General features: G+C 65.8%; 22 protein-coding genes and 1 tRNA gene. 20 read left to right on the top strand and 3 right to left on the bottom strand.

Annotated elements, in window-relative coordinates:
• Positions 1–4: 4 nt before the first annotated feature.
• The 10 genes from ACOOE2_RS02635 (at position 5) to ACOOE2_RS02590 (ending at position 7,496) form a co-directional block, all read left to right on the top strand.
• The gene (locus tag ACOOE2_RS02635; RefSeq protein WP_420381473.1) at positions 5–271 is read left to right on the top strand and encodes a chemotaxis protein CheX; all 267 of its coding nucleotides are present in this window, start codon (positions 5–7) and stop codon (positions 269–271) included.
• A complete protein-coding gene (locus ACOOE2_RS02630) occupies positions 268–2,271 on the top strand; it encodes a chemotaxis protein CheA (protein ID WP_420381472.1) in 2,004 nt (667 codons plus the stop codon). Before ACOOE2_RS02635 ends, ACOOE2_RS02630 begins: the two co-directional genes overlap by 4 nt.
• Complete coding sequence (locus ACOOE2_RS02625; protein ID WP_420381471.1) at positions 2,268–3,143, top strand: CheR family methyltransferase; 876 nt, start codon at positions 2,268–2,270, stop codon at positions 3,141–3,143. Before ACOOE2_RS02630 ends, ACOOE2_RS02625 begins: the two co-directional genes overlap by 4 nt.
• Positions 3,140–4,108 carry a chemotaxis protein CheB gene (locus ACOOE2_RS02620; RefSeq protein ID WP_420381470.1) on the top strand — a complete coding sequence of 323 codons (969 nt, stop codon included), beginning with the start codon at positions 3,140–3,142 and terminating at the stop codon, positions 4,106–4,108. The genes ACOOE2_RS02625 and ACOOE2_RS02620 overlap by 4 nt, the downstream gene beginning before the upstream one ends.
• Positions 4,108–4,677, top strand: a complete 570-nt coding sequence (locus ACOOE2_RS02615) for a chemotaxis protein CheD (RefSeq protein ID WP_420381469.1) — start codon at positions 4,108–4,110, stop codon at positions 4,675–4,677. Before ACOOE2_RS02620 ends, ACOOE2_RS02615 begins: the two co-directional genes overlap by 1 nt.
• A 31-nt stretch (positions 4,678–4,708) precedes the next feature.
• Positions 4,709–5,077, top strand: a complete 369-nt coding sequence (locus ACOOE2_RS02610; protein WP_420381468.1) for a response regulator — start codon at positions 4,709–4,711, stop codon at positions 5,075–5,077.
• Positions 5,078–5,102: 25 nt separating this feature from the next.
• A complete protein-coding gene (locus ACOOE2_RS02605) occupies positions 5,103–5,579 on the top strand; it encodes a chemotaxis protein CheW (RefSeq protein WP_420381467.1) in 477 nt (158 codons plus the stop codon).
• On the top strand, positions 5,579–5,833 hold the full coding sequence (locus ACOOE2_RS02600) for a hypothetical protein (protein ID WP_420381466.1): 255 nt from the start codon (positions 5,579–5,581) through the stop codon (positions 5,831–5,833). Before ACOOE2_RS02605 ends, ACOOE2_RS02600 begins: the two co-directional genes overlap by 1 nt.
• Positions 5,834–5,950: 117 nt before the next feature.
• A complete protein-coding gene (locus tag ACOOE2_RS02595) occupies positions 5,951–6,700 on the top strand; it encodes a ParA family protein (RefSeq protein WP_420381465.1) in 750 nt (249 codons plus the stop codon).
• Between the two features lie 124 nt (positions 6,701–6,824).
• Entirely contained in the window at positions 6,825–7,496 is a 672-nt protein-coding gene (locus ACOOE2_RS02590; protein WP_420381464.1) for a glutathione S-transferase family protein, read from the top strand.
• A 3-nt stretch (positions 7,497–7,499) separates the two neighbouring features.
• Here the strand turns inward: ACOOE2_RS02590 and ACOOE2_RS02585 are convergent, their stop codons facing one another.
• Positions 7,500–8,447, bottom strand: coding sequence for a complex I NDUFA9 subunit family protein (locus ACOOE2_RS02585; protein WP_420381463.1), 948 nt, complete (start codon positions 8,445–8,447; stop codon positions 7,500–7,502).
• Positions 8,448–8,681: 234 nt separating this feature from the next.
• On the opposite strand from ACOOE2_RS02585, the gene ACOOE2_RS02580 reads away from it, so the two are divergent.
• Positions 8,682–8,768 (top strand) — tRNA-Leu (locus ACOOE2_RS02580).
• 235 nt (positions 8,769–9,003) lie between these two features.
• Here the strand turns inward: ACOOE2_RS02580 and ACOOE2_RS02575 are convergent.
• Together ACOOE2_RS02575 and ACOOE2_RS02570 are read right to left on the bottom strand one after the other, a co-directional pair.
• On the bottom strand, positions 9,004–9,495 hold the full coding sequence (locus ACOOE2_RS02575; RefSeq protein WP_420381462.1) for an SRPBCC domain-containing protein: 492 nt from the start codon (positions 9,493–9,495) through the stop codon (positions 9,004–9,006).
• Complete coding sequence (locus ACOOE2_RS02570) at positions 9,482–9,838, bottom strand: ArsR/SmtB family transcription factor (RefSeq protein WP_420381461.1); 357 nt, start codon at positions 9,836–9,838, stop codon at positions 9,482–9,484. The genes ACOOE2_RS02575 and ACOOE2_RS02570 overlap by 14 nt, the downstream gene beginning before the upstream one ends.
• A gap of 118 nt (positions 9,839–9,956) precedes the next feature.
• Here ACOOE2_RS02570 and ACOOE2_RS02565 point away from each other — a divergent pair, with 118 nt between their 5' ends.
• The 9 genes from ACOOE2_RS02565 to speD all read left to right on the top strand — a co-directional run bounded on the left by ACOOE2_RS02565 (position 9,957) and on the right by speD (position 18,998).
• Positions 9,957–10,355 carry an MAPEG family protein gene (locus ACOOE2_RS02565; RefSeq protein ID WP_420381460.1) on the top strand — a complete coding sequence of 133 codons (399 nt, stop codon included), beginning with the start codon at positions 9,957–9,959 and terminating at the stop codon, positions 10,353–10,355.
• A gap of 250 nt (positions 10,356–10,605) precedes the next feature.
• On the top strand, positions 10,606–12,252 hold the full coding sequence (locus ACOOE2_RS02560) for a M20/M25/M40 family metallo-hydrolase (RefSeq protein ID WP_420381459.1): 1,647 nt from the start codon (positions 10,606–10,608) through the stop codon (positions 12,250–12,252).
• 39 nt (positions 12,253–12,291) lie between these two features.
• Entirely contained in the window at positions 12,292–13,266 is a 975-nt protein-coding gene (locus ACOOE2_RS02555) for an SPFH domain-containing protein (protein WP_420381458.1), read from the top strand.
• Between the two features lie 171 nt (positions 13,267–13,437).
• Positions 13,438–14,001 carry a DUF4178 domain-containing protein gene (locus ACOOE2_RS02550; RefSeq protein ID WP_420381457.1) on the top strand — a complete coding sequence of 188 codons (564 nt, stop codon included), beginning with the start codon at positions 13,438–13,440 and terminating at the stop codon, positions 13,999–14,001.
• Positions 13,998–15,299 carry a DUF4178 domain-containing protein gene (locus tag ACOOE2_RS02545; protein ID WP_420381456.1) on the top strand — a complete coding sequence of 434 codons (1,302 nt, stop codon included), beginning with the start codon at positions 13,998–14,000 and terminating at the stop codon, positions 15,297–15,299. Before ACOOE2_RS02550 ends, ACOOE2_RS02545 begins: the two co-directional genes overlap by 4 nt.
• Complete coding sequence (locus ACOOE2_RS02540) at positions 15,296–15,475, top strand: hypothetical protein (RefSeq protein WP_420381455.1); 180 nt, start codon at positions 15,296–15,298, stop codon at positions 15,473–15,475. The genes ACOOE2_RS02545 and ACOOE2_RS02540 overlap by 4 nt, the downstream gene beginning before the upstream one ends.
• 4 nt (positions 15,476–15,479) lie before the next feature.
• Positions 15,480–17,021 carry a polyamine aminopropyltransferase gene (locus ACOOE2_RS02535; RefSeq protein WP_420381454.1) on the top strand — a complete coding sequence of 514 codons (1,542 nt, stop codon included), beginning with the start codon at positions 15,480–15,482 and terminating at the stop codon, positions 17,019–17,021.
• Position 17,022: 1 nt separating this feature from the next.
• Positions 17,023–18,639, top strand: a complete 1,617-nt coding sequence (locus ACOOE2_RS02530; protein WP_420381453.1) for an NAD(P)-binding protein — start codon at positions 17,023–17,025, stop codon at positions 18,637–18,639.
• Entirely contained in the window at positions 18,636–18,998 is a 363-nt protein-coding gene (gene speD / locus ACOOE2_RS02525; protein ID WP_420381452.1) for an adenosylmethionine decarboxylase, read from the top strand. Before ACOOE2_RS02530 ends, speD begins: the two co-directional genes overlap by 4 nt.
• The last annotated feature ends 81 nt before the right edge of the window (positions 18,999–19,079 follow it).

The following is a 19,079-nucleotide window of genomic DNA, read 5'->3' as shown; positions in this document are numbered from 1 at the left end:
AGCCATGCCGACGATCAGCCTGCCCGCCCGCTGCGACCGTGCGGCCGCGCAGGCGCTGTTGCCCCAGATGATCGCGGTGCAGACGGTCGAGGTGCAGGGCAATCTGCGGATAGACGCCCGCGCCTGCACCCGCATCGGCCAGGCGATGCTGCAGCTGCTACTCAGCGCGCGGCGCGCGGGCGCCGTCATCGACGGGTCCCCCCATCTGCACGCCACCGCAAGCCAGCTCGGCCTGACGACGCCGCTGTTCGGCGACATCGCGCGCGCATGACAATCGAAGACATCCAGGCGATTTTCTTTGCCGAATGCGACGAAGCACTCGCCGCCGCCGAGCAGGGCCTGGCCGCATGCCACGCCGGGCTGCACGACGACGACACGATCAACGCGGTGTTTCGCGGTGTGCATTCGATCAAGGGCGGCGCGGGCGCGTTTGGCTATGGCGCGTTGCAATCGTGCACGCATGGGCTCGAAACGCTGTTGTCCGACGTGCGCGACGGCGCCGTGCCGATTACGCCGCGACTGGTCGACCTGCTGCTGCGCGCGCTCGACCGGGTCGGCGATCATGTCGTCGCCGCGCGCCAAGCCGCGCCAGCGCCCGAAGACGCCGCGCCAGCGCCCGAAGACGCCGCGCTGATCGCCGAACTGACCGCCGCGCGCACAGCGCCCGCCGCCGATGACGCCGAATTCACCGCTATGCTCGATGACGTGGTCAACGCCATGGCCGCAGGCGCAACCACCCCGCCATGGACCCTGACCATCCGCCCGCACGCCGGTGCGATGGCCAATGGCGGCGAACCGCTGCTGATGCTGCGCGAAGTGCTCGATCTGGGCGGCGTATGCCTCGGCTGCGACACCGATGGTATCCCCCTGCTCGAGGCCTTCGACCCCGGCGACGGCTATCTGGCCTGGCACTTTGCCATGCCCGGCGCCGTAACCGAAGCCATGGTGCGCGACGTGTTCGAGTATGTCGGCGACGATTGCGGGCTGGTGTTCGGCGTTGCCGTGCCGCGTGCCAGCCTGCCCGCGCCTGGTGCGGAACCGGCATTTGCCGCGCCGCCTGCCCCACCGACTGCCGGCCCCTCGATCCGCATCGACCTGGCCAGGCTCGACACGCTGGTCGACGCGGTTGGCGAATTGCTGATTGCGCAGGCAATGATGGCGCAGCGGGTGGGCGATATGGGCGCCCGCAAGAACCCCGCCCTGACCGAAGCGCTCACCCAGATGGAGGGCCTGACCCGCGACATTCAGGACACCGCGATGGCCCTCCGCGCGCAGCCGATCGGCACGGTGTTCAGCCGCGCGCCGCGGATCCTGCGCGAATTGCAGAGCAGCACCGGCAAACAGGTTCACCTGATCGTTTCGGGCGAAACCACCGAGCTCGACAAGACCGTGATCGAGCGGCTGGGCGAACCGCTGACCCACCTGATCCGCAACGCGGTCGATCATGGCATCGAGCCCGCGGCCGATCGCCTGGCCCTGGGCAAGCCGGCGCAGGGCACGCTGACCCTGTCGGCTGAACACAGATCGGGCCGGATCCTGATCCGGATCGGCGATGACGGGCGCGGCATCGACCGCGCCCGCGTGCGCGCCAAGGCCATCGATCGCGGCGTGATCGCGGCGGACGCGGTGCTGGGCGATGACGAGATCGACCAGCTGATCTTTGCTCCCGGATTTTCGACCGCGCCTGCCATCACCAATCTGTCGGGTCGCGGCGTCGGGCTCGATGTCGTGCGCCAGATGGTCAAGGACCTGGGCGGGCGGATCACGATCGACACCAAACCCGGGTCGGGCACGACGTTCACGCTGGCGTTGCCGTTGACACTGGCGATCGCCGACGGCATGGTCGTCACGATCGGCGATCAGACACTGGTCCTGCCGCTGGCCCATGTCGTCGAAAGCCTGCGCCCCGCACCGGCGCAAGTCAAAGGGCTGGGCGCGCAGCGCGCGATGATCGATGTGCGCGGGCGGTTTGTCCCGGTGGTGCCGCTGCACCAGGCAATCGGCGCGGCAGGCGCAGTGCTGCGCCCGGACCTTGGCGTGCTGATCGTGGTGGAAACCGAAAGCGCCGGCCCCGCCGCGTTGCTGGTCGATGCGATCTGCGACCAGCGGCAGGTCGTGATCAAGAGCCTCGACACCCATTTCCGCAAGCTCGATGGCGTTGCCGGCGCGACCATCCTGGGCAATGGCCGCGTCGCGCTGATCCTCGATGTCGATCGCCTGGTCGCGCGCCATCTGCTCGAAACCCCTGTTCCCCTGGCGACAGCGGCATGACGATGGGGCCAACGCCCTTTGCGCAGGCCCTGCCCGGCATCAGCCCGGGCATCTATGACGCGCCCGATTTCCACGCGATCGCCGATATCGCCTATCGCGAAGCCGGCCTCGTCCTGTCCGAAGGCAAGGCGATGCTCGTCTATTCACGGTTGGCCGCGCTGGTGCGCACATCGGGCTGCGCAACATTCGGATCGTATGTCATGCGCATCCGCGAAGATGCGCACGAGCGCGGCAAGGCGATTGGCGCGCTGACCACACAGCACACTTTCTTTTTCCGCGAGGCCCATCAGTTCGACCACCTGCGCGATGCGCTGCGCCCTCAGCTGATCGCGCGCGCCGAACAGGGCAGGCCCGTGCGGCTGTGGTCGGCCGGGTGCTCGACCGGCGAGGAAGCGTGGTCGCTGGCGATGACCCTGCTCGGCCCGGATCGCGTTGCGGGTGAACGCATTGCGCGGCACGATATCCGCATTCTGGCCAGCGACATCGCCGCACCCGCGCTGGCAACGGCGCAGGCGGCGCGCTATCGCGCCGCCGACCTGAAATCCGTGCCCGACGATCTGGCCCTGTCCTGGGCGACGATCGACGGCGACAACGCCCGGATAGCCCCGGAATTGCACGCAATCGTCCGGTTCCGCGCGCTCAACCTGCTTGCCCCCTGGCCGATGGCCGGGCGCTTCGACGCGATATTCTGCCGCAATGTCATGATCTACTTCGACACGCCGACCAGGGAACGGCTGCTGTCGCGCTTTGCCGAAATCCTGACGCCCGGCGGCACGCTGTATATCGGGCACAGCGAACGCATGACCGGCGCACCGATCGCGCAGTTCACCCAGATAGCGCCGATGATCTACCGCGCGGCGACCGCCGCATGATCCGCGTCGTCATCGTGGAAGATTCGCCGACGATGCGCGCGATCCTGACCACGCGGCTGGAACGCGAAGGCGATATCGTCGTGGTCGGCGCGGCCGCCAACGCGGTGGAAGCCCGCGCGATGATCCGCGTGCTCGATCCCGACGTGGTGACGCTCGATATCGCAATGCCCGGGATGAACGGGCTCGATTTCCTCGAAAAGATCATGGCCTTGCGTCCCATGCCAGTGATCGTGGTGTCGGGCTCTGCGCAACAGGGCGCCGGGGCGACCGCGCGCGCGCTCGCGCTTGGCGCGGTCGCCTGTTACGCCAAGACCGAAAGATCGGGCGGACTGCCGTTCGACGATTCGGGCAAGCTGGCCGCGCTGGTGCGCAGCGCCGCGCGCCAGATACCCGCCAACCGCCCCCGCCTGATCGCGATCGGCGCCTCGTCCGGCGGGGTCGAGGCGCTGCAGATCCTGCTCGGCGGATTTCCCGCCGATTGCCCGCCGACAGTGATCGTGCAACACATCGCCGCGCGATTTGCCCCGGCCGTCGCGCGCGATCTTGCTCACCATTGCGCGCCCGGCCTCGTTCTGGCCGAACCCGACATGCCCTTGTGCAACGGCCGGATTTACCTCGCCCCGGGCGATGATCGCCACCTGACCGTTACCGGCGGCCCCGCCTTGTCGTGCCGCCTCCAGCCCGGCGCGCCCGTTTCGGGCCATGCGCCCTCGGTCGATGTCCTGTTCGAGTCGGTCGCGCGGCTGGTCGGCGCCGATGCCGTCGGCATCGTGCTGACCGGCATGGGCCGCGACGGCGCGCGCGGATTGCTGGCCATGGCGCAGGCCGGCGCGCGCACAATCGTGCAGGACGAGACCAGCTCCACCGTCTTCGGCATGCCCCGCGCGGCAATCGCGCTGGGCGCGGCGGGCGTCATCGCGCCGATCGGCCAGATCGCGCGCCACGCCTTTGCGCGCGCCGCCTGATGTTTCACACACGCATCCTCTCCGCCCCGCCGGACCAGCGGATCACGGTCATGCAGGGCCAGGCGCGGGTCAGCGCCGACCCGCGCGCCGAATTCTCGACCGTGCTGGGCAGTTGCGTCGCGCTGTGCCTTTACGACCCGAAGGCGAGACTGGGCGGCATGAACCACTTCCTGCTTGCCGAACCGCCTCGCTGCGATGCCGGCCCCCATCTCGATACCACCATGATCGATGACCATTTCGGCACTTACCTGATGGAGCTGCTGGTCAACCACATGCTGTTTTGTGGCGGACACAAGGCCCGGTTGAGGGCGCGGCTGTATGGCGGGGCGCAGATCATCCGCCAGACGTGGCGCATCGGCGCGGCCAATGCCGACTTTGCGCGCGGGTTCATCGCGCGCGAAGGCATCGAACTGCTGGCCAGCGACCTTGGCGGCAGCGGCGCGCGCCGTGTCGATTTCCGCCCGGCATCGGGCCAGGTGCGTTGCCGCCATGTCGATGACTGGTTTGCACCACCCTGCCGCCCGACCATCCGCCCCGCCATATCCACCGGCGATGTCGAACTTTTTTGAAACACCAACCCAAGCCAGCGAGCACAGCCCGATGACCAACACCCGCATTCTCACCGTCGACGACAGCCCATCGATGCGCGCCCTGCTCAATCACGCGCTGTCGGCGCAAGGGTTCGAGGTGGTCCAGGCCGAAGACGGCATGGCCGCGCTCGACTGGCTGAACACCAACGACGTCGATGTCGTGATCACCGATATCAACATGCCACGGCTCGACGGGTTCGGCCTGATCGAGCGCCTGCGCGAAGGCACGCGGCATCGCGACCGCCCGATCCTGGTGCTGACCACCGAAAGTAGTGAAGACAAGAAGGCGCGCGCCCGCGCCATCGGCGCCACCGGCTGGATCGTCAAGCCGTTCGACCCGGCCAAGCTGGTCGCTGCCGTGCGCCGCGTCACGCACTGACCGCCGGGCCGACAGGACGCGCACGATGCATCGCGAGTTGATCACATTCGAAGTCGCAGGCCAGGTGTTCGCGCTCGACATCATGGCCATTCGCGAAATCCGCGCGTGGAGCCCGGCCACCCGCCTGCCGCATGTCCCACCTTACGTGGCGGGCGTCGTCAACTTGCGCGGCACCGTGCTGCCGGTGATCGACCTGGCCGCGCGGCTCGGCTGGCGCGCGACCGAGCCCGGCCCGCGCCACGCGATCATCATCACGCAATCGGCTGTCAGTCATGGCGCGCAACTTGGCGGATGGATCGTCGATGCGGTCAGCGACATTATCGCCGTGCCCGCCGACGCGTTGCAACCGCCGCCGGCCGGCACCGGCCACGACGGCGTCATGCCGTTTCTCCATGGCCTGATTGCAGCCGGCGACCGCATGGTCATGGTGCTCGATCTGGCCGCGCTGCTGGGCCCGCCCGCGCCCGGCACGCCCCGCGACGCCGACGCGCAGGCCGCCTGATGGCCGATGCCGCCACCCACCGCCAGATCGCGGTCGTGCTCGAAGAACTGTCGCACGACATCGAAACGCTGGGCACGATGCTGTGCAGCGACATGGACCTGGCCATGCGCCATGTCGCCGCGCTGCAGGCGTTCGACATGATCGCACAGAAACAGCGCTCGCTGGCGATCCTGCTCGATGCCGAATCGCCCGAAGCCCACGTCGAACAGATCGCGATCGACACGCTGCGCGACCGGATGCGCCAATCGCCCTGAGCAGTGCCGTTGTGGCACGATAGCGCAGATCTTCAGCTCAGTTACGCATTGCGCCGCGCCGGCAATTCCCCGAAAAACGAGGCAACTGCGTTGGCGCGCACAAATGAGCAGGATTACATGGCGGTCATTGGCGTGTGGAGCGTCAAAGGAGGTGTGGGCAAGACCACGCTTGCAGTCGATCTGGCCTGGCGGGCGGCAACCTGCTTTGGCCATCGCACGCTGTTGTGGGATCTCGATCCGCAGGGTGGCTGCTCCTGGCTGCTCGGCCACGAACCTCCGAGCGCCCAGCGCGCTACATCGCTGTTCCACCGCGCCGCCCCGCCCGCCGATCTGATCGAGGCCACCCGCTGGCCAAACCTGTCGCTCCTGCCCGCCGATCCCAGCCTGCGGGGCCTGTCGCTGGTCCTTGCCCGCATCGGCCAGCACCGCCGCCTGGCCCAGATGACCGCACGGCTGAACGCCGATTACGAACGCATCATCCTCGATTGCCCGCCCGTGCTCAACGAAATCAGCGACCAGGTGATCGGCGCTGCCGACCTGCTGATCGTCCCCCTGCCGCCATCCCCCCTGGCCTCACGCGCGCTCGACACCATCCGCAACGAACTCGTCCGCAACCACCAGCGCCACCCCCCGATCCTGCCCGTGCTCTCGATGGTCGACAGCCGCCGCCGCCTCCACCGCGACGTCCACCAGGGCTTCGCCGCCGGCTGGCCCGTCATCCCGATGGCCAGCGCCATCGAACAGGCCGCCGTCCGCCGCATGCCCGTCGGCGCCTTCGCCGGCTGGACCGACGCCAGCCGCCGCCTGCAAATGCTGTCCGACGCCATCGAGGACAAACTGCGCCTGCGCAAAACACTCGCGCCGTGAACAAGGCCTCGGCGGGCGTTCAAAGGCCTTGTCTGGGCGGCGCTCCTCGTCAAGGCCCTGACTTTCCCCATCCCTACCCCCGTAGGGGCTTGGCAACACGCGCCCTGCCACTATGGCTGGGACAATGTGGTATCTCTACCAGTTCCCGATCTGCCCGTTCAGCCGCAAGGTGCGGCTTCTGCTGAGCGAAAAAGGCGTCGGCTATGAGCTCGTGCGCGAAAATCCGTGGGAACAGCGCGAGGAATTCCAGACGCTGAACCCCGCGCTGCGCACCCCGGTGCTGACCAATCCGGAACGCGGCCTGGTGCTGGTCGACAGCCGCGCTATCGCAGAATTTTTTGAAGAAACCGTCGACAAGGCACCGATGATCAACGGCACCGCCGCCAATCGCGCCGAAATCCGCCGCCTGGTTGCGCTGTTTGATGAAAACTTCTTTGCCGGCGTCACCGGGCCGCTGCTCGACGAGCGGATGAAAAAACGCCTGATCACGCGGCAGCCGCCCGATGCGCGCAGTTTGCGCGAAACGATCCGCCTGGCCAACGACTACCTCGACTATGTCGATTTCCTGATCGACAACCGTCCCTGGCTGGCGGGCGCGACGATGAGCCTGGCCGATCTCGCCGCTGCCGCGCAGATTTCGGTTGCGGATTACCTGGGCGGCATCGACTGGTCGCAGCACGAGCAATCAAGGGGGTGGTATTCGGCGCTGAAAAGCCGGCCGAGCTTTCGCCCCCTTCTGACCGAGCGGATGGACGTGATCAAGCCGCCAGACCACTACGGCGACGTAAACGCCTGACGATCAGGATTGTATGCCCATGCGCGTGCCGAACCGGCCATGCTTGCGATACGTGACCAGCCAGCGCTCCAGCAGCAAACCGAGCGGACGCGGCTGAATCCCCAGCTCAGCCAGCCCCGGCAACGCGCCGGACGCGACATTGCCCTTGCGCAACAGCGCCAGTTGATCGCTCGAGATCGGCGTCAACGGCAGCGCGGCGATCAGCTTCGACACGCCATCGGGCAAACCGATCAGCAACGGCGAACGGTGCGTCGCCCGCGCGATCCGCTGGTTGATATCGAGCATCGTCATCACCTCGGGCCCGGCGATTTCGTACGTCGTGCCGGCATGAGCGCCAGGCGATGCCAGCACATTGCCGATGGCGCGCGCCGCATCTTCGACATCGAGCGGCTGCAACTTTGCGTCGGGCGCAAACACCGGCAGCACCGGCATGCTCATCAACCCGGCAAACATCGTCAAAAAGTGATCGTCCGACCCGAACAGGATGGAGGGCCGCAGCACCGTCGCACCGGGAAAGGCCGCCAACACCGCGGCTTCGCCCGCCGCCTTGGTCCGCGCATAAGCCACCGGCGATTGCGCATCCGCCCCGATCGCCGAAACCTGCATAAACGCCTGCGCGCCAGCGTCCCGCGCTATCGCCGCAACCCGCCCTGCGCCCGCACCCTGCACCGCATCCAGATCGCCGGCAAATGCGCCAACCAGATTGACCACCGCATCCACACCCGTCAGCGCAACCCGCACCGAGTCAGGCTTGGTCACATCCACGGCAACCACCTGGACCGACCCCAGATTGCCCAGCGGCTTGATCGCGTAAGCTTTTTCCGGCCGCCGCGCGCCAATCCGCAACCGCGCGCCCCGCGCCAGCAGATGCTGCGCCAGATGCGTCCCCAAAAACCCGGTCCCGCCGATCACCGCGATCAGCTTGCCATCCAGATCGCGCGTTGTGGTCATGTCCGGGTCCTTGCAATTCGATTCGGAGTGCACCGACAATACCGCCATCCGCACGCCAGCGCCAATGGCACACACCCGTTACCGGTATCAATGCCCGATCATGCAAACGGCCGCGCGCCCTCGTCAAATTGCACCCTGTCACAAGCGGCAATAACCAAAGTGAGTTGACAGCCCCGCCCCCACCCCGTATCCGCCCGCTCCTACCCGGCGAAAGGCGCTTTGCCCCAGCCCCGTGCCCAGATGGCGGAATTGGTAGACGCACCAGCTTCAGGTGCTGGCGCTCGCAAGGGCGTGGAGGTTCGAGTCCTCTTCTGGGCACCATTTTTCTGTTTCACAGCGATCCCTATCATAGCTTGATAGGTCGAAAACATCGCGGGATTCCGCTAATCCCGAGCGTATGCAACGTCTGGATGGGTCTCGATGAGCTCCCGTGATCGACGACTCGTGTTCATGCAGACGTGTAGATTTCTGCCGGTTGCCGCACGTCGATATATACAGCACCTGCTCCTGCAGCGCCGCCCGCCGCGCATATCGAACCACTGCCCCGCCCGCGTTGTTAGGCCTGTGCTTCGGACTGCATCAGCTGGTCCAGTTGTGCGTATTGCTCGGTCCAGCCGCTGGTGGCGCCCGATGCCATATCCTGGTCCAGCGCGTCTTTCGATGGATAGCGTTCGTGGACAGTGACCAGCGTGCCGCCGGCGTGGTCTTCGAACGTTACCGTGCTGACCGGGCCGGGGCCGGTGCCTTCGTCGTTGGTGCGCACGATGCGTTCGCCGGGCACGACTTCGAGGTATGTGCCGTAAAACGCCATCGGCGCCTCGAGCGAGGCGTGGTCCATCATCAAGCGGTAGCTGCCACCGGTGCGCATGTCGGATTCGTGCGACACAATCGTCACGCCGAACGACGCAGGCGCCCACCACTGGCGGAACAGGTCGGGTTCGGCCCAGGCGCGGTAGACGAGGTTGCGCGGGGCGTTGACGATGCGCGTGACGACCAGTTCGGTGTCGGAGGTGCGCTGGGTGGTCGTGATGGCGTCATTCGGGGCCATTGGGTGTCTCCTGGCGTTGCAGCTCTGCGACCAGCCGGTCCAGCGCGGTGAAGCGTTCTTCCCATTGTTCGCGGTGGCGGTGCAGCCAGGCGGCCTCTGCCTCCAGCCCGCTGGCGCCCAGCTTGCACATGCGCACCCGGCCGACCTTTTCGGTCATGACCAGGCCCGCCTGTTCGAGCACATTCACGTGCTTTTTCATGCCGGTAAGCGTCATGTGAAAGCTGTCGGCGAGCACCGTGATCGAGGCGTCGGCGCGGCCGAGCCGTTCCAGCACGCCGCGCCGGGTCGCATCCGACAGAGCGGCAAACGAAGCGTCGAGATGTGGCGCGTGATACTGAACCATATGGTTCAGTGTTTACAAAGGCCCGTGCGTTTCGCAAGCGAAACTTTTGGACCTGCGCGCGATTGTAACCAATATGCAGGTCGTCGCGCGTTTGTTGCGCATGCAAGGATTGCTGGTCATGGTCCCGACTGAACTCAAAGTGCTTGCGCTGGGCGCGGTGCTGCTTCTGGTTCACATTTTTGCCGCCGGGCATTTCAAGACGAAGCAATACGGCCTCGAATGGAACATGGGGCCGCGCGACGGGGCGCCCCCGCCGCTGAATGCCGTAGCCGGGCGGATGGTGCGGGCGCAGGCCAACTTTCTGGAAACGCTGCCGATTGCAATAATTGCATTGATCGGGGTGGTCGTGGCGGGGCGCACCAACAGCAGCAGCGCGATTGGCGCGTGGGTCTGGCTGGCCGCGCGGGTCGTGTATCTGCCACTGTATGGGTACGGCGTGCCCAAGATTCGCACGGTCGTCTATCTGTTGAGCCTGATCGGGCTGGGCATGGTGATATGGCCGCTGCTTATCGGATGAATTGCATTTTTTGCAATCGTATACGCCGTTTTCGCACTTGCGAGACAAACGCTTGCGGTTCATTCAGAGGGTGCCTTTCAGGCATCCTCTCCCAAACTTTCAAAGGCCGGTCGGGCAACTGACCGGCCCTTTTTTTGTCTTTTTCCCGCGGACCCCTTCCCTGCGGGAGAGAAGAGCAAACGGGCTTCTCATTTGCGGCTTTGCCGATACGATGGGCCGGTTGGTCATCCAGCCGGGGGCAAAGCTGTTTATGCGTATTCGCACGACAATCGCTGTTTGGGCGCTGGCCTGTGCCAGCCCGGCGCTGGCCGATGCTCCGCCCAAACCTGTTACCGCCGCGCTCGGCGCGATCAGCGAAACCGAATTGCGCGCCGATGTCACATTTTTGGCATCGGATGCGCTGCTCGGGCGGATGTCGCTGGAGCATGGCGACGAGGCGGCGATCGCGTGGATCGTCTCCGAATTCACCAAGGCCGGGCTGCAACCGGCGGCGCGCGACGAGGCGGGCAAGCCCAGCTATCTGCAAGCCGTCCCGCTGATCGAATATCGCCCCGATTATGACGCCAACTTCCTCGCGCTGGGCGGCCAGAAATTCAGCCCGCCACAATTCGCCGGCGGGTATCGCGACGATATCGACCTGACCGCGCCGATGGTGTTTGCGGGGTACGGCATTACCGTGCCGGGCCTCGGCTATGACGATTACCGCGGGATCGACGCCACCGGCAAGATCGCGCTGGTGTTCGACCACGAGCCGCAAGAGGACGACGCCGCGTCGCGCTTCAACGGCGCGGGCAATACGCGCCACGCCACATCGCGGGTGAAAGCCCTGAATGCGCAGGCACACGGCGCGATCGCTGTGCTGGTGATCCCCGAACCAAATCGCAAACACTTGTCGAATGCCGAACGCGGAAAACGCATCGGCGGCAGTATCACGCGCACGCCGTCGCTGCCGTTCCAGGCGCGCGCCGATGATGAGGTGCATATCCCAATCCTGGTGCTGTCCGATCCCGTGACCAAGGCGCTGTTTGCCGCAGCCGGGCTTGATGCCGGCGCGTTGCAGGCGGCGATCGACCGCGACCTGGCCCCGCATGGCGCGCTCATGGCCACGCCCGCGCCGCTGCATCTGCACCTGCAAAATACCGAACGGACGCGCGGTATCAGCTATAACGTCGCCGCGATCCTGCCGGGATCGGACGCGCGGCTGGCGGGCGAAACGCTGATCGTGTCGGGCCACCACGACCATGATGGCGAAACCGGGAATGGCGACCATATCTGGCACGGCGCCGATGACAATGCATCGGGCACGGTCGGCGTCGTCGCGCTGGCGCACGCATTTGCCGCGATGCCGGTTCGGCCCAGACGCTCGATCCTGTTTGCGGTGTTTGCCGCCGAGGAACGCGGATTGCTGGGCGCGTATGAAATGGCCGCGCATCCGTTGCGGCCGCTGGCAACGACACGCGCGATGATCAATTTCGACATGATCGGCCGCAACGAAACCGCCAGCCCGCAGACCGACGGCCTGATCACGATCCCGGCCGACACCACCAACCGCCTGAACCTGATCGGCGCGCCCTATAGCCCCGATTTCAATGCGGCCATCACGGCAGCGAACAGAAACGTCGGCCTGGTGCTCGACGACCGGTTCGACCGCGACAATGTGCTCAACGTGTTTTTCCGCTCCGACCAGTTTCCGTTCGTGCTGCACGATATCCCGGCGTTCTGGTTCTTCACCGGGTTCCACCCCGACTACCATCACGAGACAGACACCGCGGACAAGATCAACTATACCAAGATGGCGAAAATCCTGCGGCTGAGCGGAACGACGTTGTGGGACCTGGGCAATTCCGCCAAAGTGCCGGCGTTCGTGCCCAATCCGGCTGGCAACGCGACGCACTAGAGCGTGATGCTCTAACCCCCTCACGCTGATGGAGATTGCATGTTCGACTTTCTCAAAAAGCAGTTGATCGACAATATCGAGTGGCTGGAGACGCCGGGGCAGCTGGCGTGGCGGGTGCCGTTTGCCGATCACGAGATCCGCAACGGGGCGCAACTGACAGTGCGCGACGGGCAGATCACCGCGTTTGTGAATGAAGGCCAGCTGGCCGATTATTTCGGGCCGGGGCTGCATACGCTCGATACCGCCAACCTGCCGCTGCTGACCGATCTGCAGCATTGGGACAAGGGGTTCAAATCGCCGTTCAAGTCGGACGTGGTGTTCTTTACGCTGAAGGAACAGGTCGGGCGCAAATGGGGGACGGCGCAGCCGATCACCGTGCGCGATGCCGAATTCGGCGCGATCCGGCTGCGCGCGTTCGGGTCGTATTCGTTCAGGATCGAGGCGATCGATCCGTTTATCAAACGCCTGTTCGGCACGATGAGCGAATTGACCGTTGCCAGTCTGGAGCCGCAATTGCGTGCGGCGATCCAGACCGCGATCGCGACTGCGCTGGGGTCGAGCGGGATTGCGTTTCTGGATCTGGCCGCCAACCAGCAGCGGCTGTCCGACACGATCAAGGTCGAAGTCGACAAGGCGTTTGCCCAATGGGGGCTGTCGTGCCCCACGTTTTATGTCGAGAGCATTTCGCTGCCCGACGAGGTCCAGGCGCATCTCGACAAGGGCAGCGAGATGCGGGTGATCGGCGATCTTTCGCGGTATACGCAGTTCCAGGCGGCCGAGGCGATCGAGGCGGCCTCGCACCAGGATGGCGGGATGGCCGCAATCGGCGCGGGGGTTGCCGGCGCTGCGGTGTTGGGCAACGTGATGGCGCAGGGGTTGGCGCCTGCCGGAGCCGCCGCCCAGAGCGATCCGTTCGAGCAGATCGAGCGGTTGCACAAGTTGCTGACCATGGGCGCGCTGAGCCAGGCGGAATTCGACGCCAAGAAGGTGGAATTGCTCGCGCGGGTGAAATAGCGGGACAAAACCTGCAAGACCGGCTTGGGTATGGCCGACGGTCGAGGGAGAGCAGCGCATATGGTGGACGAGGGTGCCTTGCCGGAGATTTCGTGCCCGTCCTGCGGGGCGGCGGTGCCGTTGCGGCGGGCGGCGGTGCCTTATGTGGTTTGTCCCCAATGCCAGAGTTTGTTGCTGCGCGGTGATGATGGCCTGAAAACCGTGGGCACGGCCGCCATCCTGCCCTTCGATGTGTCCCCGATCGTGATCGGCACGCGCGGGACAACAGATGGCCAGGCGTTCGAAGTTGTCGGCCGGGTGCGGTGGGGCTGGACCGATGGCGCGTGGAACGAATGGTTGCTCACGCTGGCCGATGGCAGCACGCGCTGGCTGGGCGAGGCGATGGGCACGTTCATGCTGCTGGCCGATGCGCCCTTGCCTGCACTCCGGGACTTTGCCGATGGCGGCGCGATTGCGCCGGGCCTGCGCGTGACGGTGGACGGACAGGATTTTGTTGCCACCGATGTGAAAACGGCGACGTGTATAGGCGCCGAAGGGCAATTGCCGTTCGCCGCACCCGCGCACTGGACGATCACCAGTGTGGATTTCCGTAACCCCGACGGCGCGTCGCTCAGCGTGCAGCGCGATGATCGCGGCACCAGCGCCTATTGCGGCCGCTATGTCGATCTGATCGATCTGGCCCCAACCGGCCTGCGCCGGTTCGACGACTGGGCAATGCCCAAAGGTCTGCAATGATCGCGGCGAAAACCGTTTCCTGTCCCAATTGCGGCGGCAGCCTCGATGTGCGGGCGGCGGGCTATACCGTGTCGCTCGCCTGCCGCTATTGCGGCGCGCTGATCGATATTGCCCATCCCGAGGCGCGCGTGATCAGCCAGTATCACGAGGCGGTGGCGCAATTGCCGCTGCCGCTGGGCAGCCGGGGCACACTGTTCGGGGTCGAGTGGGAAGCAATCGGATGGCAGGAGCGCCAGACCAGCGATACGGTGTGGAGCGAGACCCTGCTGTTCAATCCCTATGCCGGGTACCGCTGGCTCGTGCATTTCGGTGGGCACTGGCAGTTCGGCACGATGCTGACCGGCACGCCGCAAAGCCATACCGATGGCAGCGTGATCTGGCGCGGCCAGGAATGGACTTTGGACGATGCGCGGGTAAGCGCCGTGACCAACCGTGTGCTCGGCGAATTCTATTGGCGGGTGCATGCGGGCGAACGCGTCGATACGGCCGAATACGTCCATGGCAACGACACGCTGTCGCTGGAGCGCACGGCCGACGAGATCAACTGGACCCGCCTGGTCGCCCTGCGGCCGCGCGATGTGCTCGGCAGCTTTCGCCATGGGCCCGATGATCCGGATGAGGCACCCGCAACACCGGCGCCTGCGGGCAATTGGCGCGCACGCTGGGCCGATATGCCTTTTTATGGCGAGAACGATGCCGCGATGATGCTGTGGACGGCGCTGGTCGCGATCGTGATCGTGCTGACCGGGATGATGACCTTCGGCACCGTCACCGCCGCGATCAGCAGCCGGATGACCGTGCAGATCGATGGCCCGGCAACACAGGCGACGATCGGCACGCTGACCATCGACCGCGCGTCGCAGCGCGTCGAGCTGACCGCGCAGACGTATCCCGGATTTGTAAACACCTGGGTCGATTGCGATTACGCGCTGGTCGACAAGCGCACGCAGCAGGCGATCCGCGCCGACGGCACTGTGGAATTCTATGCCGGGCGCGATACCGATGGCAGCACCTGGACCGAAGGCAGCCACCACACCACGCTCGACATTTCGAACGTGCCGCGCGGCACCTACGATGTGATCGTGCAGGCGCAGGGCCACCACTGGACCGACCCCAAGGCGATTGCGCCGGCCACGACCAATGGCTGGGAAGGAATCAGCAACGGGGCGAGCGAAGTCACATTCGTCGTCAGCGCCGGGGGCATGGACTGGGGCATGTTCTTCACGATCCTGGCGCTGCTGATCACGCCGCCGCTGGTGCTGATGTATTGGCAGTTCAAGCAGAGGCAACACGCATGAGCAAACGCCTCGTCCTGTTTGGGTTGTGGTGCCTGCTATGGACCGTGATCGCGCTGACCACCGCGTGGTACGGCTGGTCACCCTATGCCGATGCCAACGGCCGCGCGGCGCAGCCGCCGGTCGGCGGGCATGGCGGGTTTGGCTATGGTCATTTCTACGGACCTATGCACAAATAGCGTGATGACCGACATGGAACCAGCGCCCGGCGAAACCGGGCCTTCACGCGCGCATACCGCGATCCTGCTCGTGTCGGTGCTGGTGGTGGCGACCTGCGGGCTGATCTACGAATTGCTCGCCGGCACGCTGGCCAGCTATCTGTTGGGCGACAGCGTCACCCAGTTTTCGATCGTCATCGGCAGCTACCTGTTTGCGATGGGCGTGGGCAGCTATCTGTCGCGCTTTGTCCGCGATGATGAACTGGGCGCGTTCATCCGCGTCGAAGTGCTGATCGCGGCGCTGGGCGGGTGGTCGGCGGCGGGGCTGTTCCTGCTGTTTCCGCTCGTCGATGATTTCCGCCTGGTGCTTTACGCGCTGGTGCTGGCGATCGGCATTCTGGTCGGCCTGGAAATTCCGTTGCTGATCCGCATCCTGCGCGGCCGGTATGCGTTTCGCGATCTGGTGTCGAACGTGCTGACGTATGACTATGTCGGCGCGCTGGTCGCTTCGCTGCTGTTTCCGCTGGTGCTGGTGCCCCGGCTCGGGATGATCCGCACCGGCATGGTGTTTGGCCTCGCCAATGTCACCGTTGCGATCGCGCTGACCTGGGTGTTGAAGGAGCGGCGCGCGCGCGCGTTCGACCTGGCAGCGGGGGTGGCCGTGCTGATCAGCCTGGTGTTCGGGCTGTTCATCGCCGACAGCCTGCAACGCTGGTCCGAAGTCGCGTATTATGGCGAAGGCGTGATCTATGCGCATTCCACCCCGTATCAGCGGATCGTGCTGACCCGGCGCGCGAACGATCTGCGCCTGTATCTCAACGGCAATCTGCAATTTTCGTCACGCGACGAATACCGCTATCACGAGGCGCTGGTGTGGCCGGTGCTGGGCCGCGTCGCGCATCCGCGCCAGGTGCTGATCCTGGGCGGCGGCGACGGGCTGGCCGCGCGCGAAGTCTTGAGCGACCCGCAAGTGGCGCATGTCACACTGGTCGATCTCGATCCCGAAATGACCCGGCTGTTTCGCGACAATGCCGAGTTGGCTGCGCTCAACCGGGGATCGCTGTCCTCGCCCAAACTGACCGTCATCAACACCGATGCATTCCGCTGGGTGCGTCACGCGCGCGGGCCCTATGATGCGGTAATCGCCGATTTTCCCGACCCGACCGCCTATGCACTGGGCAAACTGTATACGCTGAGTTTCTATCACGAGCTGGCGCGCCTGCTGGCCCCCGATGGCATGATGACAGTGCAGAGCACATCGCCGCTGATCGCGCCGCGCACGTATTGGACGGTCGCGACCACGCTGGAGGCGGCGGGGCTGAAGACGCGCGGCTATCACGTCTATGTGCCCAGCTTTGGCGAATGGGGGTATACGCTGGCCGCGCATGTCATGCCAGCCGATGCGGTGCGCCTGCCACCGACCTTGCGCTTTCTCGATGCCACCGCCGAGCGCCTGATGTTCCAGTTTCCGCGCGACATGGCGCGGCGGCCGACGCCGGTAAACCGCCTCGACAATCAGGCACTGGTGCGCAGTTTCGACGAGGAATGGGCGCATTATGAGGGGTAGCGTGACCCGGCGCGGTGCGCTGGCCGGCGGTGCGCTGCTGACAGGGGCGATGGCGTCGGGTTGTTCGCCGTTCGGGCCGCCACGGTATGCCGGCACGCTCGATGGCGCGGATTTCGTGCGCGGGCATGCCCTTCGCGATCGCATGTTTCCGCCGGCGACCGGTCCCGAACGCCATGGGCGCGTCGTGATTGCAGGCGGCGGCGCGGCGGGGCTGGCGGCGGGATGGCGGCTGCGCGATGCCGGGTTCGACGATTTCGTGGTGCTGGACCTGGAAGACCATGTCGGCGGCAATGCCCGCGGGCGGCGCAATGCGATTTCGGCCTATCCGCTGGGTGCGCACTACTTGCCGATTCCCAATCGCGAGGCAGTGGCGCTGCGGCGGATGCTGGGGCAATTCGGGATGATCGTGGGGGCAGGCGCCGACGGCGCACCGATCTATGATCCGTATCAGGTCTGCGCCGATCTCGACGAACGGCTGTTCTGGCGCGGAGCGTGGCAGGAAGGGCTGTTCCCGCAAAGCGGACTGACCGCAGGCGAACGCGCACAGCACGACGCGTTCGAGCGCGCGATGGTCAATTACGGCCGGGCGCTGGGCCGCGATGGCCGGCCGGCGTTTGCGGTGCCGCTGGCCGCATCGAGCAGCGACAGCGAATTCACCTCGCTCGATCTGATCAGCTTTGCCGCCTGGCTCGATCAGCACGGATGGACCAGTGCACCTTTGCGCGCCTACATCCGCTATTGCTGCCGCGACGATTACGGCACCGAGCCCGATGCGGTCTCGGCCTGGGCCGGGGTGCATTATTTTGCCGCGCGCCGGGGCTGGACCAGCGCGCAGGACCGCGACCGCGAACTGACCTGGCCCGAAGGCAATGCGCGGCTGATCGCGCTGATGGCGGCGCGGATCGGCCATGAGCGGATCATCCCGGCGCATTCGGCTTTCAACGCGCAAAGCGATGGCGGGGACGCGCTGGTCGATGTCTACGATCACACCGCGAGAACCAGCCACCGGTATCGCGCCGACGCCGCGATCCTGGCGATGCCGCAATTCGTCGCTGCGCGGATCTGCAACCAGGTCGGCGGCGCGCGCGGGTTTACCTATGCGCCGTGGGTCGTCGCCAATATCAGTGTCAGCCGGCACCCGCGCGGGCCCGGCGTGCCACTGGCATGGGACAATGTTTCGGCGGCAAGCGACAGCCTGGGTTATGTCGTGGCGACACACCAGACCGACAGCGATGCGGACGGGCCCACGGTGCTGACCTGGTACATGCCGCTGTCGGCGCTGACGCCGGCGCAGGCGCGGCATGTGATGCTCGGCCGGCCGCTTCACGAATGGCAAACGATCGTGGCGGATGACCTGCTGGGCATGCACCCCGATCTTGCCGGTGCGATCACGCGGATCGATGTGTGGCGCTGGGGCCATGCGATGGTCCGGCCGACTGTAGGCTTTCTGACCGATGCCGACCGCCTGCTGACCCAAAGCCTTACCCCGCCGCTGCTGCGCGCGCATTCCGACATGTCGGGCATGTCCATTTTCGAGGAAGCGCATTACCGCGGGACCGCCGCGGCCGAGGCGGCGATGCGGCATCTGGGGCATGCGTTCGAAAGCGTGCTGGCGTGATTCTGGCCAGAAATCTGGGGTGTCATCTGATTGCGGATCTCGCCTGCGCGCATGGGCTCGACGATGGCACGCATATCGAAAACGCGTTGCGCAGCGCCGCCGAAGCGGCACGCGTGACCGTGATCGATGTGCGGCTGCACCATTTTGGCGAAGGGCACGGAGTAACAGGCGTGGTCCTGCTCGCCGAATCGCATATTTCGATCCACACCTGGCCCGAACACGGGTTGGCGGCGATCGATATTTTCGTGTGCGGGGCGCATGCGCGGGCCGAGGCGGCGCTGGTGGAACTGTGCGGAGCGTTGCACGGCACTGTCGTGATGCGGCGTGACATCGACCGGCTGACCCTTCCGGCGATTTGATTTGCCCCGACTTTTTCATGCCCTTTCCCGCAGGGGAAGCCCATGCGGGGCCCTTCCTCGTTTAGCGGGGCGGCATTCCCT

This window comes from Novosphingobium sp. (assembly GCF_965214355.1).
Classification (GTDB): domain Bacteria; phylum Pseudomonadota; class Alphaproteobacteria; order Sphingomonadales; family Sphingomonadaceae; genus Novosphingobium.
This window is presented reverse-complemented; position numbering and strand designations above follow the sequence as displayed.

Bases quoted from the DNA above. Each gene is read 5' to 3' on its own strand.
- ACOOE2_RS02575 (WP_420381462.1), bottom strand. From the start codon at position 9,495: ATGGCCCCGAATGACGCCATCACGACCACCCAGCGCACCTCCGACACC.
- ACOOE2_RS02585 (WP_420381463.1), bottom strand. From the start codon at position 8,447: ATGACCACAACGCGCGATCTGGATGGCAAGCTGATCGCGGTGATCGGC.
- ACOOE2_RS02565 (WP_420381460.1), top strand. From the start codon at position 9,957: ATGGTCCCGACTGAACTCAAAGTGCTTGCGCTGGGCGCGGTGCTGCTT.
- ACOOE2_RS02625 (WP_420381471.1), top strand. From the start codon at position 2,268: ATGACGATGGGGCCAACGCCCTTTGCGCAGGCCCTGCCCGGCATCAGC.
- ACOOE2_RS02610 (WP_420381468.1), top strand. From the start codon at position 4,709: ATGACCAACACCCGCATTCTCACCGTCGACGACAGCCCATCGATGCGC.
- ACOOE2_RS02635 (WP_420381473.1), top strand. From the start codon at position 5: ATGCCGACGATCAGCCTGCCCGCCCGCTGCGACCGTGCGGCCGCGCAG.
- ACOOE2_RS02600 (WP_420381466.1), top strand. From the start codon at position 5,579: ATGGCCGATGCCGCCACCCACCGCCAGATCGCGGTCGTGCTCGAAGAA.
- ACOOE2_RS02620 (WP_420381470.1), top strand. From the start codon at position 3,140: ATGATCCGCGTCGTCATCGTGGAAGATTCGCCGACGATGCGCGCGATC.
- ACOOE2_RS02540 (WP_420381455.1), top strand. From the start codon at position 15,296: ATGAGCAAACGCCTCGTCCTGTTTGGGTTGTGGTGCCTGCTATGGACC.
- ACOOE2_RS02595 (WP_420381465.1), top strand. From the start codon at position 5,951: ATGGCGGTCATTGGCGTGTGGAGCGTCAAAGGAGGTGTGGGCAAGACC.
- ACOOE2_RS02535 (WP_420381454.1), top strand. From the start codon at position 15,480: ATGACCGACATGGAACCAGCGCCCGGCGAAACCGGGCCTTCACGCGCG.
- ACOOE2_RS02615 (WP_420381469.1), top strand. From the start codon at position 4,108: ATGTTTCACACACGCATCCTCTCCGCCCCGCCGGACCAGCGGATCACG.
- ACOOE2_RS02545 (WP_420381456.1), top strand. From the start codon at position 13,998: ATGATCGCGGCGAAAACCGTTTCCTGTCCCAATTGCGGCGGCAGCCTC.
- ACOOE2_RS02560 (WP_420381459.1), top strand. From the start codon at position 10,606: ATGCGTATTCGCACGACAATCGCTGTTTGGGCGCTGGCCTGTGCCAGC.
- ACOOE2_RS02570 (WP_420381461.1), bottom strand. From the start codon at position 9,838: ATGGTTCAGTATCACGCGCCACATCTCGACGCTTCGTTTGCCGCTCTG.
- ACOOE2_RS02630 (WP_420381472.1), top strand. From the start codon at position 268: ATGACAATCGAAGACATCCAGGCGATTTTCTTTGCCGAATGCGACGAA.
- ACOOE2_RS02590 (WP_420381464.1), top strand. From the start codon at position 6,825: ATGTGGTATCTCTACCAGTTCCCGATCTGCCCGTTCAGCCGCAAGGTG.
- ACOOE2_RS02555 (WP_420381458.1), top strand. From the start codon at position 12,292: ATGTTCGACTTTCTCAAAAAGCAGTTGATCGACAATATCGAGTGGCTG.
- ACOOE2_RS02605 (WP_420381467.1), top strand. From the start codon at position 5,103: ATGCATCGCGAGTTGATCACATTCGAAGTCGCAGGCCAGGTGTTCGCG.